This window comes from Bacillus niameyensis (assembly GCF_001375535.1).
Lineage (GTDB): Bacteria > Bacillota > Bacilli > Bacillales > Bacillaceae_C > Lederbergia > Lederbergia niameyensis.
On the sequence record NZ_LN831197.1, the window covers coordinates 1 to 16,950 of the forward strand.

Annotated in this window: 14 protein-coding genes and 2 pseudogenes; 11 read left to right on the forward strand and 5 right to left on the reverse strand. The window is 36.6% G+C overall.

All coding sequences use genetic code 11. From position 1 onward, the window contains the following. Positions 1–318 precede the first annotated feature (318 nt). Positions 319–1,110, reverse strand: a complete 792-nt coding sequence (locus tag BN1243_RS00055) for a TerC family protein (protein ID WP_062104230.1) — start codon at positions 1,108–1,110, stop codon at positions 319–321. A gap of 502 nt (positions 1,111–1,612) precedes the next feature. Here BN1243_RS00055 and BN1243_RS22975 point away from each other — a divergent pair. The 5 genes and pseudogenes from BN1243_RS22975 to BN1243_RS00075 form a co-directional block, all read left to right on the forward strand. Then, positions 1,613–1,973 (forward strand): annotated as a pseudogene (locus tag BN1243_RS22975) (response regulator); the annotation flags it as partial. Positions 1,974–2,035: 62 nt separating this feature from the next. Then, positions 2,036–2,296, forward strand: a pseudogene (locus BN1243_RS22980) (winged helix-turn-helix domain-containing protein); the annotation flags it as partial. Beyond that, on the forward strand, positions 2,293–4,257 hold the full coding sequence (locus BN1243_RS00065; protein WP_062104234.1) for a sensor histidine kinase: 1,965 nt from the start codon (positions 2,293–2,295) through the stop codon (positions 4,255–4,257). The pseudogene BN1243_RS22980 and the gene BN1243_RS00065, both read left to right, overlap by 4 nt. A gap of 408 nt (positions 4,258–4,665) precedes the next feature. Next, positions 4,666–5,562, forward strand: coding sequence for a polysaccharide deacetylase family protein (locus BN1243_RS00070; RefSeq protein WP_407638806.1), 897 nt, complete (start codon positions 4,666–4,668; stop codon positions 5,560–5,562). A 30-nt stretch (positions 5,563–5,592) separates the two neighbouring features. Then, entirely contained in the window at positions 5,593–6,294 is a 702-nt protein-coding gene (locus BN1243_RS00075) for an N-acetylmuramoyl-L-alanine amidase family protein (RefSeq protein WP_084781756.1), read from the forward strand. Between the two features lie 135 nt (positions 6,295–6,429). Here the strand turns inward: BN1243_RS00075 and rpsD are convergent, their stop codons facing one another. After that, the gene (gene rpsD / locus BN1243_RS00080; RefSeq protein WP_062104236.1) at positions 6,430–7,032 is read right to left on the reverse strand and encodes a 30S ribosomal protein S4; all 603 of its coding nucleotides are present in this window, start codon (positions 7,030–7,032) and stop codon (positions 6,430–6,432) included. Between the two features lie 713 nt (positions 7,033–7,745). Between rpsD and BN1243_RS00085 the strand changes: the two genes are divergently transcribed. Then, positions 7,746–9,164 (forward strand): sensor domain-containing diguanylate cyclase, encoded by a 1,419-nt coding sequence (locus BN1243_RS00085; protein ID WP_062104237.1) that lies wholly within the window; start codon positions 7,746–7,748, stop codon positions 9,162–9,164. A 102-nt stretch (positions 9,165–9,266) separates the two neighbouring features. Here the strand turns inward: BN1243_RS00085 and BN1243_RS00090 are convergent, their stop codons facing one another. After that, a complete protein-coding gene (locus tag BN1243_RS00090) occupies positions 9,267–9,746 on the reverse strand; it encodes a GAF domain-containing protein (protein WP_062104239.1) in 480 nt (159 codons plus the stop codon). A gap of 174 nt (positions 9,747–9,920) precedes the next feature. Between BN1243_RS00090 and refZ the strand changes: the two genes are divergently transcribed. Then, entirely contained in the window at positions 9,921–10,559 is a 639-nt protein-coding gene (gene refZ, locus BN1243_RS00095) for a forespore capture DNA-binding protein RefZ (RefSeq protein WP_062104241.1), read from the forward strand. 120 nt (positions 10,560–10,679) lie between these two features. Here refZ and BN1243_RS00100 read toward each other — a convergent pair whose 3' ends face one another. Then, entirely contained in the window at positions 10,680–11,210 is a 531-nt protein-coding gene (locus BN1243_RS00100; protein ID WP_062104243.1) for a YcxB family protein, read from the reverse strand. Between the two features lie 223 nt (positions 11,211–11,433). On the opposite strand from BN1243_RS00100, the gene ezrA reads away from it, so the two are divergent. From ezrA to BN1243_RS00120, 4 genes are all read left to right on the forward strand, one after another. Further along, complete coding sequence (ezrA, locus tag BN1243_RS00105) at positions 11,434–13,200, forward strand: septation ring formation regulator EzrA (protein WP_230200061.1); 1,767 nt, start codon at positions 11,434–11,436, stop codon at positions 13,198–13,200. Positions 13,201–13,358: 158 nt separating this feature from the next. Continuing rightward, complete coding sequence (locus tag BN1243_RS00110) at positions 13,359–14,507, forward strand: cysteine desulfurase family protein (protein ID WP_062104246.1); 1,149 nt, start codon at positions 13,359–13,361, stop codon at positions 14,505–14,507. Beyond that, positions 14,504–15,712: a tRNA uracil 4-sulfurtransferase ThiI gene (thiI, locus tag BN1243_RS00115; protein ID WP_062104248.1), complete on the forward strand. Its 1,209-nt coding sequence runs from the start codon at positions 14,504–14,506 to the stop codon at positions 15,710–15,712. The genes BN1243_RS00110 and thiI overlap by 4 nt, the downstream gene beginning before the upstream one ends. A 93-nt stretch (positions 15,713–15,805) precedes the next feature. Further along, the gene (locus BN1243_RS00120) at positions 15,806–16,006 is read left to right on the forward strand and encodes an alpha/beta-type small acid-soluble spore protein (protein ID WP_062104249.1); all 201 of its coding nucleotides are present in this window, start codon (positions 15,806–15,808) and stop codon (positions 16,004–16,006) included. An 84-nt stretch (positions 16,007–16,090) separates the two neighbouring features. Here BN1243_RS00120 and BN1243_RS00125 read toward each other — a convergent pair whose 3' ends face one another. Beyond that, positions 16,091–16,891 (reverse strand): NAD kinase, encoded by an 801-nt coding sequence (locus BN1243_RS00125; protein ID WP_062104251.1) that lies wholly within the window; start codon positions 16,889–16,891, stop codon positions 16,091–16,093. Between the last annotated feature and the right edge of the window lie 59 nt (positions 16,892–16,950).

A 16,950-nucleotide genomic window follows, 5' to 3' on the forward strand; every position in this document is an offset into this window, starting at 1 on the left:
TTCCTAGCTTCTGACGAGATAAAGGAAACACGGCGAGGCACGAGCCGATGTTGACTTATCGTAGGAAGAAGCGTAGAAGTTTCCTAGTCGCTGGGCGCTGGAGCTAGACAAAGAAAAGCGGAAGCGCGCGTTTAGCGACGTACAAACTTTTTAAGCTTCTGACGAGATAAAGGAAACACAGCGAGGCACGAGCTGATGTTGACTTATCGTAGAAAGAAGCTGAAAGTTTGCTAGTCGCTGTGCACTAGCCAAATTTTATACTTTTATAAAAAAAGAGCTGATACAGAAAGATAATTTCTGTTTCAGCTCTTTTTTATTTTATCCCTTCAGATGACTCTCATGAGTCGACTTTTTTTCATGAGCAACTGATTTACCTGACATAAACCAACCACCAATTGCAATACCTAAAAGAATTACCCAGAAAGCAATTGTCCAACCTGTGCTATGTGGGAAACTTTCAGCTAATATACCTACTTTTTCGTGGCTAAGTGTAATGACGGCAAGTTTTACTCCTACCCAAGCAACAATTAAGTAAGCTGTTGTTTCAAGGCCTGGTCGCACAGCAAGCAGTTTTACGAAGAGGTTTGCCGCATATTTGATTAAGATCAAACCTGCTATTCCAGCGATAACGACTATTAGAAATTGTCCGCCATCCATTCCACCAATGTGAGGTAATGAAGTTTTAGGAAGGACAATCGCAAGTGCAACGGCTGCAAGGATTGAATCAATTGCAAAAGCAAGGTCTGCTAAGCCGATTTTTGCAACAGTCGGCCAAAATCCTTTGCCAGCAGTTTCTTTTTCCAACTCTTCTTTAACACCTTTTTTGGAAAATAAATCGGTGAGCACATGTTTTAAACCTAAATAAATTAGATATGCTGCACCAATTGCTTGTACTTGCCATACATTAGCAATAAAGGAAATTGCGAAAAGGGCTAGGAAGCGGAAAATGAATGCCCCAATAATCCCATAATTGATTGCTTTCTTTTTTTGTTCTTCTGGCAAGTGTTTAGCGATGACCGCCATAACAAGTGCATTGTCAGCAGATAAAATCCCCTCTAGTCCTATAAGGATTAGTAAAGTCCAACCATATTCTAGCCATAATGAATCCATGTAGTGTTCTCCCTTCAGAAATAAAAATAGAGGCTTTTACCAATGAATGGTAAAAGCCTCCAAAATAAGAACAGACCTTTACCATATATTGGCAAAGGTCTTGCTAACAACACGTTAAGTTGCCCGTAAAGCCGAGAGTATGAGCTACCAATACTCTGAAATGACGACTTTACCGTAAAAGCTACTCCCCTTTGAAATTAAAAAAATTATAACACTCTATTTTTCAAAAGTCAATATTTTTTAGTGTCTAAGTTTATGAGCCGACTTATACAAAACAATAGCTAACGACATAGTTCCTCGATTATTATTCTCCCTCGATAAACAAGCCCTCTTACTATTCCACCATGGCATTTACTAATGGCTGTAACAATATGGGCTGTGTTGCAAGCCTATTCGAGGGCTATTTTTTTGTTGATTAAGACAAGTAGGATTACACCATCTTTATCTTATCTTTACATCGATTTGCTATACTGTAAATGATAATGATGGAGGGTGTTTGACTATGAGTGATACGGTTCTAATTGTCGAAGATGAACAAATTCTGAGAGAAGTACTCAAAGACTATTTCTTGAATGAAAATTTCACCGTGTTGGAAGCAAGTGACGGAAAAAGGGCGCTCGAATTATTTAATAGCGAAAAGATTGATTTAATCATACTAGATATTATGTTACCAGAATTAGATGGTTGGTCAGTGTGCAGACGGATACGAAAAACAGCAGATGTTCCCATTATTATGTTGACAGCGCGTGGTGAGGAAGAAGATACTTTATTAGGATTTGAACTTGGGGCAGATGACTATGTAACAAAGCCATATAGTCCACCTATATTGTTGGCAAGGGCAAAACGTTTATTATATAGTCGCCAGCATAAAAATGATATTAAGCAACAACAGATACATTCGCTGAATGGAATTTCCATTAATATGGCTTCAAGAACAGTACTTGTCGATGATCAAACTATTAAGCTTACACATACCGAATTTGAAATTCTATCTTATTTAATGCAAAACGAAGGGATTGTAATGACGAGAGAACAATTAATTATTAAGGTCTGGGGGTATGAATACGATGGAGATGATCGAACGATTAATACCCATATTCGGAATTTACGGACTAAACTCGGGGATAAGGCAGATGCGATTAAAACAATTGTCAGACAGGGCTATAAATTTGAGGGGACGAGATGAGGAGTAAAATTGTCCTGAAACTTTTTACTCTTACAACGTTGCTTTGCATGTTCATTTTAACAACAGTTTTTATCGGACAAACCATTTTCTTTAAGCAATATTATGCACGTCAAAAAATCAACGATATTCAAAGTGCGATGGATCGCTACGCGGATGAATATCTTAATAATAATGACAACAAATATACCGTACAAAAGCTTGAGCAAGATTTTTATCAAGAACAAGGCACTTGGATTACGACTTTGGATGAAAATGGCAATTTAACAAATGTGGATGACTTCTACATCGAAGTTCATACGGAAGAATCAAACGATCTATCTATAATAGATAAAAAGATTCGTATTCCTTTATATTATCTAATAGATTTTGAAGAGACCTTAACAGACAACTTTCCTCTAACCATAGGGGAACCTATTGCTATATATGCGGTAAGAGGAGAAACAGCTCTTGTTCCTATTAGTGTTGGTCAATTAGGAATATATATATCTGAATATCCTGGTTCTTTATTTGCCTTGGATCAACATAAATTGGAAAATGAACAAGTAATGGAATCTCACTGGGAAAATAAAGAGCTGAAAAATGCGATAAGAAAATATCTTAAAGAGAATCGTCCGGGTTTGGAGGAAGAGGACTTCTCCTCACCTAATGAAACATATTTTCAAGAACCATCCGTTTTAATGGAGGAATCTGAAGTATTAGACGAAAAACAAACGCCATCTACAGACTCCGAGCAAGTAATTGTTCATTTGATTGGAACAGTTACAGCTATTCACCTACCTACTCAGAGCGAAGGCTCTAATGCTATATATACTAACCCATTATTTATGAATAAAATTAGAGAATTTCAAGCGTCACTTCTATTTGAATCAAGCAGCACTATGCATCAGGCCACTCAAATAAGGGATGAGGAACAAAACAATATTCAGTATAAAATCTTAACTAAACGATTGAAAGTAGATGATCACCCCTCACATCTATTTGCAATGACATCGTTACAGCCAGTAGATGAGGCTGTTCAAATGGTAAAGGAGTATTATGTATATTTGATCGCCATTGTTATGTTGTTAGTTTTAATAGCATCCTTTTATTACTCAAAAAAAATTGCTAACCCATTATTAAAGATCAATTATACAACGAAAAAGATGGCCAATCTTGATTTTTCAGAGCGAGTATCCGTAAAATCAAAGGATGAATTAGGTACATTATCGGAAAATATTAATATTCTTTCTGATACATTACATACTCATATAAATCAACTACATGAGGATATTCAAAAAGAAAAACAGTTGGAAAATACAAGGAAAGAATTTATATCTGGTGTCTCTCATGAACTAAAAACACCACTAAGCATAATGAAAAGCACCATATCTATTTTACAGGATGATGTAGCCAAAGATAAAAAGGGATATTATTTTCAAGCATTGGAGAAAGAGGTAGATAAAATGGATCGGCTTATTGCCGATATGCTTGAACTAGCAAAATATGAATCTGGCACATATCAAATGAAAATGGAACCTTTTCATATTGACGAAACGATCGAAAAGCTATGTGCACTACTTGAGTTAGAGGCTGCCAAAAAGCAAGTAAAGATCAAACTATCATTGCAGCCGTTTAAAGTGTTGGCAAATGAGCATAGAATTGAGCAAGTTATTACAAACTTTTTAACGAATGCTATCCGTCATACACGAAAAGAAGGGGATGTCTTTGTCTCTCTAAAGGACGAAGAGAACGAAGTGAAAATATGTGTTGAAAATACAGGTGAACCGATTCCAGTTGAAAGGATTGGGAAAATATGGGAGCGATTTTACAGAGGGGACACTTCGCGTGAACGATCAAAAGGAGAAACAGGTTTAGGACTAGCCATATCTCGAAATATTCTTGAACTTCATGAAAGTAAATATGGTGTAGTAAATACAGAAAAAGGAGTATTGTTTTATTTTTATTTAAAGAAAAATCAATAGTAATTTGTTAAAAAGCTATCAAATCATGGGAAGATACCATGTTTGATAGCTTTTCTTGTTTTAGTTTTTGCGTCTAGCCGCTTGATGTAGAACGATTGTTTTTTAGCTTTAATCAATATATCTGCGAATTTGTACATAAATAAGGAAGTATAAAATTTGGCTAGTGCTCGGTCTAGCTCCAGCGCCCAGCGACTAGGAAACTTCTACGCTTCTTCCTACGATAAGTCAACATCGGCTCGTGCCTCGCCGTGTTTCCTTTATCTCGTCAGAAGCTAGGAAGTTTCTACGTAGCTAAACGGGCGCTTCCGCTTTTCTTTGCATCTTTAGACAATATTCATCTCATCTTCATTTTATCTATACTTCACCCTGTTAATCTCCTTTTAGAGATAACAAGAGGGGTTGAAACAGGTGGGAAAATGGAAAACAGGCGGGGCAGATCGGATGAAGAGGAGGAAGCTTCTAAAATTAATTTTAATACTTGTTTTTGCTATTCCTTGTATTTGGGCGGTAGTTTACTTTATAAAAGCCGTGTTCCCTATACAACAAATAGAAGAGAAAAGAATAATGGCTGAGACAACTGAAAAAAATAATCCACTGCCTGAAATAATGGATGAGCAAATGATAGAAGAGGCGAATAGGCGATTGAAGGAAACGAATGAAGAAAAAAAAGAGATTGAAATCGAAAAAAAGAGTGGGAAGACAGTCTATTTAACTTTTGATGATGGTCCTAGTAAATGGACTGGGGATTTCCTTAATGTTTTAAAGGAACATGGGGTCCAAGCAACTTTTTTCATGCAAGGAAACAATTTGAAGAAAGAATCTCTCCAAGCAGATGTAAAACGAGCAGTTAGGGAAGGGAATTATGTCGGGGCACATAGTATGACCCATGATTTTGATAAATTGTACAAAAAACGGCAGTTTGTTTCGGAAATGGAGCAGACATTAGCGTTAATTCATGAAATCACTGGAACGAGCCCTCGTTTAGTACGTCCGCCTTATGGTTCTTATCCGGGTTTAAACGATCAGGTGATTTTGAACGAAATTATAGAAGCGGAATTGAAAATTTGGGATTGGACGATTGACTCCCAAGATTGGAAATATCCAGATGAACCAGAAAAAATAATGGAAGTTTTCGAAACAGCTCCAATGGGGGATATTGAAGTGATTCTTATGCATGAAAAAGAACAAACTCTTAAGCTTCTCCCGCAGATCATTGCTTTTTTAAAAGACCAAGGCTATGAGTTTGGGGTGTATAGCGATCAGGCACATATTACTAATAATTTTTATTCAGACGAGCGGTTATGAGAGTGTATCAAACTAGAAGGGATATTTTTTATGAAAAGAAGAAAAGTATTCATCACGATTATAATTTTGTTACTAGTCTTTACGGCCTTTCTTTTACTTGAATATAAAAAAGCTAGACAGCCAGGTAGTGCAGCGTTTAACGATACACCAAAAATTGACAACCCAATAGTAAAGGACAAAGAAAAGTTGGTTTTAGACGGGATCCGAATCGTACTTGACCCCGGACATGGTGGTAGAGATATTGGAGCAAGTGGTCAAAAAGGAACTATTGAGAAAGACATCACATTAAAGACGGCTATTAAAATCAAATCTGGATTGGAGCAGGTTGGTGCTGATGTAAAGATAACGCGTGATGGTGATAATTATACCTCACTTGATGATCGAGTAGAAATGGCAGCAAAACATCAAGCCGATTTGTTTATAAGCATTCATTACGACGCCTTTGAAACTAATGATGTTCATGGCATGACTAGTTATTATTATCGTAAGGAGGATCAGAAAATAGCGGAATATATACATCAACAAATTTTTAAGGTGGACATTAGCACGCGCAATCGAGGAGTGTCATTTGGAGACTACTATGTACTAAGAGAGAATAAGGTTCCAGCAGTATTACTCGAACTTGGATATCTTTCGAATGCTGAGGATGAGGCTCTAATCAATACAGACGACTTTCAAAATAAAGTGACAACACGTATTGTAGAGGGGGTTATTCGATATTATAGTGGATGATCCAATGGGCAAGTAGAGCTATGAAATTTTATTTGTTGAACCAAAAGTGTCATTCTCGTAAAACAAAAAGCCCCAGAATCTTGATATAACAAAGATTTTGGGGCTTTTAATACTACTCTTTGCAAAGTATAAAACTTAACGAGAGTAGAACTCAACGATAAACGCTTCGTTAATTTCTGCAGGTAGTTCAGAACGCTCTGGTAGGCGTGAGAATGTACCTTCAAGTTTATCTGCATCAAAAGAAAGGTATTCAGGTACGAAGTTAGTAGCTTCAACTGATTCTTTAATGATCGCAAGGTTACGAGATTTTTCACGAACGCTGATTACTTGACCAGGTACTACTTTGTAAGACGGAATATCAACGCGACGTCCATCTACAAGAACATGACCATGGTTAACGATTTGGCGTGCTTGGCGACGAGTACGAGCAAGACCAAGACGATAAACGACATTGTCTAGGCGTTGTTCTAGAAGAATCATGAAGTTTTCACCGTGCTTACCTTTCATTTTACCAGCTTTCAAGAATGTATTATGGAATTGGCGCTCATTTACACCATACATATGGCGAAGCTTTTGCTTTTCTTGAAGCTGAAGACCATATTCAGAAAGCTTTTTACGTTGGTTAGGACCATGTTGTCCTGGCGCATAAGGGCGCTTTTCTAATTCTTTTCCCGTTCCGCTTAGAGAAATTCCAAGACGACGAGACAATTTCCAGCTTGGGCCGGTATAACGAGACATAGTAGTCTCCTCCTTAGGTTTTATTTTTGTAAAATAAAAACCGATATGACACAACTTAGTGGGTATTTTGTTTTCATGCACCTTCGCCCTAGCAGCAGCGGGTTACGAGATGCACCTCTTATGGACCTTATCCATAAGGGAACAAAATACGATCATCAAGTGTTCATCTAGGCTGCAATTATTTTACACAACGACCATTATATAATTGAATAATCGTAAAGTCAACTAAGTAGAAGTTCAGATTATATTTTTCACATTTATTAAGCATTAACGAGTATAAGGCCCATACTTAAAGGATTCGAAGAAAACCCAAAAATTGTAAGTGGGGGTGCTTGAAGTTTCACTTTAATATGAAGGTTGTTTATGACTAGTCAGAACTATAGAAAAGGATTGCAGTGGAAATTTTTGAAGTATAAAATGAAAGGAACTACGAGAAAGGTCAGTACATTTTTCTAAGGAATCTTTAAATGTGAGAGAACCAGTGAATGACTTATTATGGAATTTGATAAATATATCATGCCAATTAATTTTCAACGGAGCTTCAGACGGTGAAATCCTCTTGAAAAATATATCCGTTAAAATAAACTAAAAAAACTAAAAATGTAGGTAAAAAGTTCTACTTATGATATATTAATTATAATACAGTGGAATAGTGGAAAAATTTCCATTTATTTCTATTTTATTAAAGAAAAGATTGAGTTGGGAGGATAGGGATGGAGATCAATCAGAATAACTCTAAGACTTTCAAGGAAATTATGTATCGAGAATTATTCAGAGTCACAGATAAATGCTATTCTTCCATGGATACTAACCAAGTGCTTTTTGAAATTATTCATACACTGAAAAAAGTTTTTCCTGAAAATGATGCTTTTTTATTATTATCTCATGATGAGGAAATTGATTCAGGATTACCAGTGAAAAATCTTGAATTTAATTCCGGAAATGTTTTGGCTATTGCAGCCTATGTGAACGCTACCATCGAGACGGATCATGAAGAATGTCCATCTGTCTTTGCTCCATTACAAGGAAAACAAGGTGTATATGGGGTTCTGCATGTCAAGTCTCATTTTCCATCCTCATTCAACTATACTCAACTAGACTTTATTAGACTTTTGGCGAATACAGCAGGTAATGCGTTGGAAAATGCAAAATTGTACCAGCAATCACAAAAGCTAATCGAAGATTTAAGATTGATAGATGAAATTACCCAAAAATTAAATTCGACATCAACATTTAAAGAAACGATTCATTATTTACGAAAGCAGATAATGAGCATATTTCATGCCTCAGATATAGGTTATATTGTTTTAAATGGGGATTCCCATTATATTATGCGTGAAAGTTCAAGTTTTTTTCACAAAAAGTATGGGAAGCTACTAGTTAAGGCTATTTTTGAAAAAGCAGAAAATAAGTCTGATAGTTTGTTCATAGGTGATACAAGTAGTCTTTTAGAGGGGATTGAATCGTATGTAGGCTCACTGATGTCTGTGCCATTTCAAACGAATTCCATACAAGGGTGCGTCATTTTAGCCAGTGAGAGTCCTCTCGCCTTTTCTTTTGAGCAATTCCGTTTATTCCAGTCGCTTGTTCAGCGTTCAGCATTGGGAATGGCGAATGTAATTTTACGAGAGAAATTGGAACGGATGGTCATAACAGATTATCTTACAAGACTTTATGCTAGAAATTATTTAGATGATGCTATTAAAGTGTCGATGGAGAAAGATCGTGAAGGTACCTTTATTTTAATTGACTTGGATGACTTTAAGGAAATTAATGACAAATATGGCCATCAAATAGGGGATCAAGTATTGATTCAAGTTGCGGAAATGATTAAGCGGTCGATTAGACCTAATGATATTGCCGCACGGTGGGGCGGAGAAGAACTTGCCATATATTTGCCAAGTGTTTCTCTAGAACAAGGCATTTCGGTTGCAAAACGTTTACTAAAAAGTGTTTCACAAAACACTAATCCTAGTGTAACGATGTCATGTGGAATTTCTAATTGGACGAGCGATAAAACTGAAGAGGTGTCTCAATTATTTAGTAGAGCCGATTCGGCTTTATATGAAGCGAAAAGCTTAGGGAAAAATCAAATTGCTGTTCGGAAGATGACAGCTAGTAGTGAGTTGTGAAATCGAACATACTAAATTAGAGGGCTTCCAATAAGTCGAAATTGACTTTTTGGAAGCCCTCCTTTTATCCTGTAAGCCCCAATTTCACTATTTTTCGGGGGTTTATAAATAACGCTCTAGTGTCTTCACGAACTTTTCCAAATATAATTGATCTACCTCATCGAAACGGTCTTTTTCGGGACTGTCAATATCTAATACGCCAAATGTTTCTCCAGCTTTCATAATTGGTATGACGATTTCTGATTGCGAAGCGGCATCACATGCAATATGGCCAGGAAATTCATGAACATCTTTCACAACAAGTGATTCCTTCCTTGCAGCAGCTGTCCCACACACACCTTTTCCCATCGGTATTCTTACGCAGGCTGGTAGTCCTTGGAATGGTCCAAGTACTAATTCTTCATTTTCTCGCAAATAAAAGCCGACCCAATTAATTCTCTCCAGAAATTGATTAAGCAAAGCCGAGGCGTTGCTTAAATTGGCCACTATATTCGGTTCTCCATCTAAGAGGGCTTCAAGTTGTTTTATCACTAAATCATAATTTTTAACGCGATTATCGCCATAACTTGCTACTGTAAACATTATTCTACCTCCATTCGACAAGCACTTAAAGAAACTGTCGATATATTTTCAAAGGAATTGCTTTTTATCTAGAGAAGTGTTCTAGTAATCATAAAACGTCATAATGTTATTTTATCATTATAAATTAGAAAAGTAAGTGGATTTTATATGATACTAGAATGGGGGGAATAATTAATGAAAGATCATCCAAGGGAAACTAGGGAAGTTATTCTTGAGGCGGCGATTGCACTTTTTAATTCAAAGGGTTTTAAGGGAGCGACGATTCGTGATATTGCGGCAAGAGCTAATGTGAACATAGCGAATATTTCGTATTATTTTCGCGGAAAACAAGGATTGCTAGAAGAGTGCCTTGTGCGTTTTTTTGAACCGTATTTGAAATGTTTAGATGAAGAGATTGTGAAGTTGGACAAGGAACGCGCAGATATTTGTTTAACGAGGGCCATCAAAAAAATTCTTCAATATCAAAGTGAAAACAGACTATTAGCCCGCTTTGTATGGCGGGAAGTGACGATCGATTCGCAAATTTCCCGCGAGATTATCTCCTCCTATTTAATGAAAGAGCGTTTTTACTTAAAAACAATGATTCAATCCGCTTTAAAAGAACATAAAACTGCACTCCCTATAAGTATGATTGTGATTCAATTAAAAGGGATGTTAATGATGCCATATGTTAATAGCCTCTATGTGGCGGAAGTGTGGGGCATGAATCTAAACGAATCTTATTTTATTGAAAAATATCATTCAACGATCCATCAATGGCTTGAATCCTTATTTGGAGGAAAAGAAATCCAAAAGAGTGTAATCGCACTTTGATTGATAAACGTAGCGGAAAAGGCACTAGATAGGCGTCTTTTCCGCTTTTTCTTGAAGTTGTTTAATACAAAATGATAAGTGCGACAATAATCCCTGAAATAATTGTGAAAAACATAGTGATTATCGCTTTGCAACAGTTGATGAAATAAAATGGTTTTTAATATAAGATCGAACTTCATCAACATTTGTTATAGCACTCTTGGGAAGAATGTATGCACTAACAGAAGTGTTATAGAGATAAAAGAATTGGTCATCCTCTTTTAACTCTTTAATTCCAGACCAGTTTGCATGACTCTCTCCGTTAGATGTACAATCTGTAATTCCTTTTTCAGAGATCATCAGGCGGTGCTCACCAATTAATCCATCGTTTTGCCCTTCTTTTAACATCTTTTTCGTATGACGGATAATGAGGCTGAAGAAATATTTAGGATAAAAAACAAACCATATAACACTAATAACGAAAAAAGTAGAGAATGATAACAAAAAAGATATGTCGGTTATCGTGGAAAATAAATACGATAAAATCAAAAAAAGAACAGGACCTGTCCATCTTTGCATAAGTAATGCTTTCCTTGCAGTTTCTGAATGTTTAACATGAAATAAGTTGAAGTGTAAATAATCTGTTTCAGATAGATTAAAATGAATGTTCATGCTTATCTCCTAGTTCAATAGACTTTTGAAAAAACAGAATGGAACAGCGTAATGCTATTTTATAGTAAAAAAAATGTTTTTCATAGTCAAAAAATGTCGCTTACATGGTATTATAGAATAACATAATAGATTATCGTAGGAAGAAGCTGAAAGATTGCGAGTCGCTGGGGACTTGAGCTAGATATGGCACTAGCCATAATAATAATTTCTTTTCTTTTAATAAATGAATTTATTTTTACATAAAGGTACGAGGAAAGTGGAGGAACGGGGGCTTACAATGAAATACGCTGTGGAGATCATGATATCGATCATTTTGATCATCCTGATATTATTTGTAGTGGGATATATAGTTAGAAAAAGATATTATCGGGAAGTAGATCGCCTTGATACTAAAAAACTAGAATTGATGAATCGACCTATTGCGGAAGAACTCGCAAAAATAAAACGATTAAACATGACAGGGCAAACGGAAGAAATGTTTGAACGGTGGCGGAAAAATTGGGACGAAATCGTTGCGGTTCAATTCCCAGATATAGATGAAATGCTATTTTACGCCGAGGAACATACGGATAAATATCGCTTTAAACAAGCGAAAGAAGCACATATTAAAATTGAGAAATCACTTCAAACAATTGAATTAGAAATTGACCGAATTCTTCAGGAGTTAGATGATTTAGTCGGTAGTGAAGAGAAAAGTAGAACTGAAATTGAAGGTTTAGTAGAAGGATATATGGAACGAAAGCGATATTTATTAGCTCATCGTCATCTGTTTGGTATTGCTGCACCACACCTAGAACAACTAGTTGAAACGATTGGAAATCAAATCAAAAATTATGAAGAGCTTACAAATGAAGGGAATTATTTTGAAGCACGGGAAGTTGTCCTCTCCCTAGCTAATAATTTGGAGCAATTATCCGATAAAATGGAAAAAATTCCTGATCTTCTTACAGAATGTCAGACTATTCTTCCGTCCCAACAAAGCGAGCTTCGAGATGGTTATAAGGAAATGAAGCAGCAAGGTTTTGTTCTTGATCATCTGCAGATTGATAAGCAATTGGAAGAAATGGAAAATAACATTACATCTTATCAATCATTACTTGAAGCAGGAGAAGTAAATGAAGTTGAAAAAGGACTTCTAGAGACGAAGGAAACCGTCGATGCTTTATACGAATTACTAGAAAAAGAAGTATATGCTAAACATTATGTTTTACAAGAAAATGAAAAAGCAGAAATAGCTTTAGTGCAATTGAAGGAAGAAAATGATGGAATTATTAATGAAACTAATATTGTGCAAAATAGCTATCAATTATTAGACAATGAGTTAGAACTTCCTAAAAGAATTGAAAAGAATCTGCTTCAAATTGCGAAACGCTACGATCTTCTTAAGGCAAAAATGACCGATGAAATTACGGCCTATTCTATTTTAGAAGAGGAATTAAAAGATATTGATGAACAGCTAAAACAGATGCAAACGGAGCAGGCAGAGTATATGGAACATCTTCAGAGTCTTCGTAAGGATGAATTAGCAGCTAAGGAAAAGGTTATGGAATTGCAGAGAAAGGTAAAAGAGATTATAAGACTTGTTCAGCAAAGTCATATGCCAGGGCTTCCAGCTGACTTTGAATCACTCTATGATCGAGCAGAAGAGCAACTAGCTGATGTTCACCATAGCTTAAACGAAAAGCCGCTCAATATGAAAATTGTCCAAAACTTTTTAAGTGAGGCAAGCAATTCAGTTGATCATCTTTATGAAAAAACGGAAGAACATATTGAAACAGCTCAACTTGCTGAACGAGTTATCCAATATGCGAATAGATATCGGAGCCGAAATCCCGAGCTGGCTACAAACCTTGAAAAGGCAGAACAAGCTTTTCGTAATTATGAATATTTGGTTGCTTTAGAAGAAGCTGCAACAGCAGTTGAGAAGGTAGAACCAGGTGCGTTGAAACGAATTGAAGATATATATAACAACGATGGTGTCGAAGTATAAGTAACGACAGGGGAGAGGTCATTCTGACTCTCCTTTTTTTCTTTCTGAAGGTTGATGAGATTAGGCTGCTACTCGGAGACAAATTCCTGCTTTTCCTTCAATAAAATTATGTTATGATATATATTTGTGAAGTGAATTAATAGTAGAAGGTGTTTGCAATGATTTATTTTGATAATAGTGCGACAACTAGGCCCCATGAAGATGTTTTAGAGGCTTTTTTGAAAGTAAATCGTGATTTTTTCGGTAACCCATCTTCTTTGCATAATTTTGGTGGAAAAGCAGAGCAATTGATTACGAAGGCAAGAGAACAAATTGCTGAGTTGGCTGGTGTTAAACCAGCTGAAATTATTTTTACCTCTGGCGGAACAGAAGGAAATAATTTAGCAATTAAAGGGGCTGCATTTCAATATAAAGGAAGAGGAAACCATATCATTTCAACAGAGATTGAGCATTCTTCCGTAAAAAATGCTATAAAACAACTCGAGAAAATTGGTTTCCGAGTTACGTGGCTTTCAGTAAATTCAGATGGTATAGTTGATCCAGAAGCTGTTCGAAACGCAATTACGGACGAAACGATATTAGTTTCCATCATTCATGTAAATAATGAGATTGGCACGATTCAACCCATTGAAAAAATTAGTCAAATATTGAAAAACTATCCTAAGATCATCTACCATGTTGACCATGTTCAGGGCATTGGCAAAGTTCCGTTAGATTTATATCGTGCGGCCGTTGATCTTTGTACTTTCTCTGCCCATAAATTTCATGGTTTGAAAGGGAACGGATTTTTGTTTAAAAGAAATGGAATCCGACTTGAGCCGCTATTTGCTGGGGGAAATCAGGAGCAAAAATGGAGAAGCGGAACCGAAAATACGGGGGGCATTGTTGCAATGGCAAAGGCACTTCGCCTAGCCCAAACTAATTTACAAAACAATGTAGATTCTATTTTGCAAATAAGAAATTTCTTACTTGAAGAGCTAAAAAAAATTGATGACATTGTCGTTCATACGCCGGCAAAAGCGGCTCCACATATTATTAACTTTACTGCGCTTGGTCTTAAAGGAGAAGTTCTAGTCCATGCGTTAGAAGATGCTGGCTGCATCGTGTCAACAACAAGTGCCTGTTCTTCAAAAGAGAAGACACCTAGCTCGACTTTATTGGCAATGGGAGCTTCGGAGGAAGCTGCACTTGGAGCTATTCGTGTGAGCCTTTCGTATGAAAATACAATGGGAGAAGCTAGACAATTTATAGAAGCCTTGAAGAAAACTTTAGATCAATTAAATACCGTGGTGAGGCGAAATAAATGAAATATGATAGAATAATGATTCGATATGGCGAAATGTCTTTAAAGGGACGGAACAGAAAACATTTTGTCCAAAAATTAAAGAAAAATATCCAATTTATGTTACGCGACTTTGAAAATATACGGATTGAATCAAAATGGGATCGCATGTTTGTTGTATTAAACGATGAGCCTGTTGATTATGTCGTCAAACAATTGAAAAAAGTATTTGGAATTCAGTCATTTAGTCCAGTTTTGAAAACAGAGAAAAACATTGATGCTATTAAGGCTGCTGCTTTGCATTTAGTTGAACAAGCACATTCCCCGGGGAATACTTTTAAAGTATCGGCACGGCGCACAGATAAAACGTTCGAATATGACACAAATGGACTAAATCATACTGTTGGGGCACATATTTTAATCAATGTGGATGATATTAGTGTCAATGTAAAAAAACCAGATCTTAAGCTAGTTGTTGAAATTAGACAGGATGCAGCGTATCTTTCTGGAGAGGTTTTTCATGGAGCAGGAGGATTTCCCGTTGCTTCCTCTGGTAAAGCGATGTTAATGCTTTCAGGCGGAATAGATAGTCCTGTCGCGGGTTTTTTAACGATGAAGCGTGGGGTTGGTATTGAAGCAGTTCATTTCCACAGCCCTCCATTTACAAGTGAACGTGCAAAACAAAAAGTGCTAGATTTAGCTGGGAAGTTAGCTCAATATTCTGGAAGTGTGAAGGTGCATATAGTTCCTTTTACAAAAATTCAAGAAACAATCCATAAAGAAATTCCTTCTGGGTACTCTATGACTGCTACCCGAAGAATGATGCTAAAGATTACTGATGAGATTCGGAATCAACGGGAAGGGTTGGCGATTATTACCGGTGAGAGTCTTGGGCAAGTGGCAAGTCAAACAATGGAAAGCATGCTAGCGATCAATGCGGTAACGAATACACCAATTATCCGACCGCTTATTGCGATGGATAAACTAGAGATTATTAAAATTGCCGAAGAAATTGATACGTTCGAAATTTCAAACCGTCCATATGAAGATTGCTGTACGATTTTTACACCACCATCTCCAAAAACAAGACCAAGGTTGGATAAAATCATTACTTTTGAAGAGAAACTTGATTGGGGACCGTTACTGAAAGAGGCTGTTGATGGAGTAGAGACAATTATGGTCAGTGCAAGAGTCAAAAAACCCGAGAACAGCATAGAAGATTTATTTTGATTGTATATATGTCAATGCCAGGAACTACCAAAGATTTTTTGAATGATGCCACGTGTTTTCGCACACTCTAAACTTACAAGGAGGTGAAGACACATGGCAAACAGCAATAGCAACCAAATTTTAGTACCTGGAGCTGAGCAGGCTATTGAGCAAATGAAGTATGAAATCGCTCAAGAATTTGGAGTTAATCTTGGTGCTGATACCACTTCACGTGCAAACGGATCTGTAGGTGGTGAAATCACCAAACGTCTTGTATCCTTGGCTCAACAACAGTTAGGCGGCGGAAGCTTCTAAAAATAAAATACAGATGGCTAGAAGCGGGGGATATCCTCCGCTTCTATTTGCTTACCTGATATCTTTGATGTTTATATAAATTGATTAAAGGAAAGTGCGTTTCACTTTTTCCCAGTATGAATTGTTTTTCAGTTTAACGGTTTTGATCCGTCTTTCACTTAACTCAATATCTACCTTTTGCACATGCTGAACACTAAGGGCTTCATTATCCATACCCATTGATGGATAATCATTTCCATCCTGCACAACTTTGAGTTGTAATTTACGTTCTCCACTTAAAATAAACGGCGAACCGAGTGTACGATAGCTGTTATTGTTTAGAGAAGCCATTTCCGTCACTTGCATACAAGGCAACAATGGATCGATGACTGCACCTTTTAATGATTTACTATAAGCAGTACTTCCTGTTGGGGTAGAAATTACAAGCCCATCCCCTCGAAATGTTTGAAAGTGAAGTCCATCTATAAATACTTCCATAACAAAAGTTTTTATAATTCCAGAACGAATCGTAAATTCATTTAGGCAATAAAACGAACCTTCATTATCGACGTTAACCTTAATAACTGGATAGCGTCTCACTTCCATTTGCTCTGTTGTAGCAGCATCAATCATGTCAGAAACTTTGTCAATGTGAAAATCACAATAAAGTCCACGAGTATTGCCGACAGCTATTCCGGCATATAAACAATCTTGTCTAAATCCTGTTTTACGAACGGCTTGAAGGAACATTCCGTCACCACCAATACTAGCAATGACATTGGCGTCACGGAAATCTTTTACGATCGTAAATCCATAGCGCTCCGCTACTTCTTGTAGGTCCAAAATTTTTTCTGTAATAATGGGATCGTTTTCATGGAAAAAATAAAGTTTTTTTCGTGAATCCATTTCAGTTCCTCCTTGAAGTTGTACTTTATTTGATTAGAACGTTTCTATTAGTTTATCAT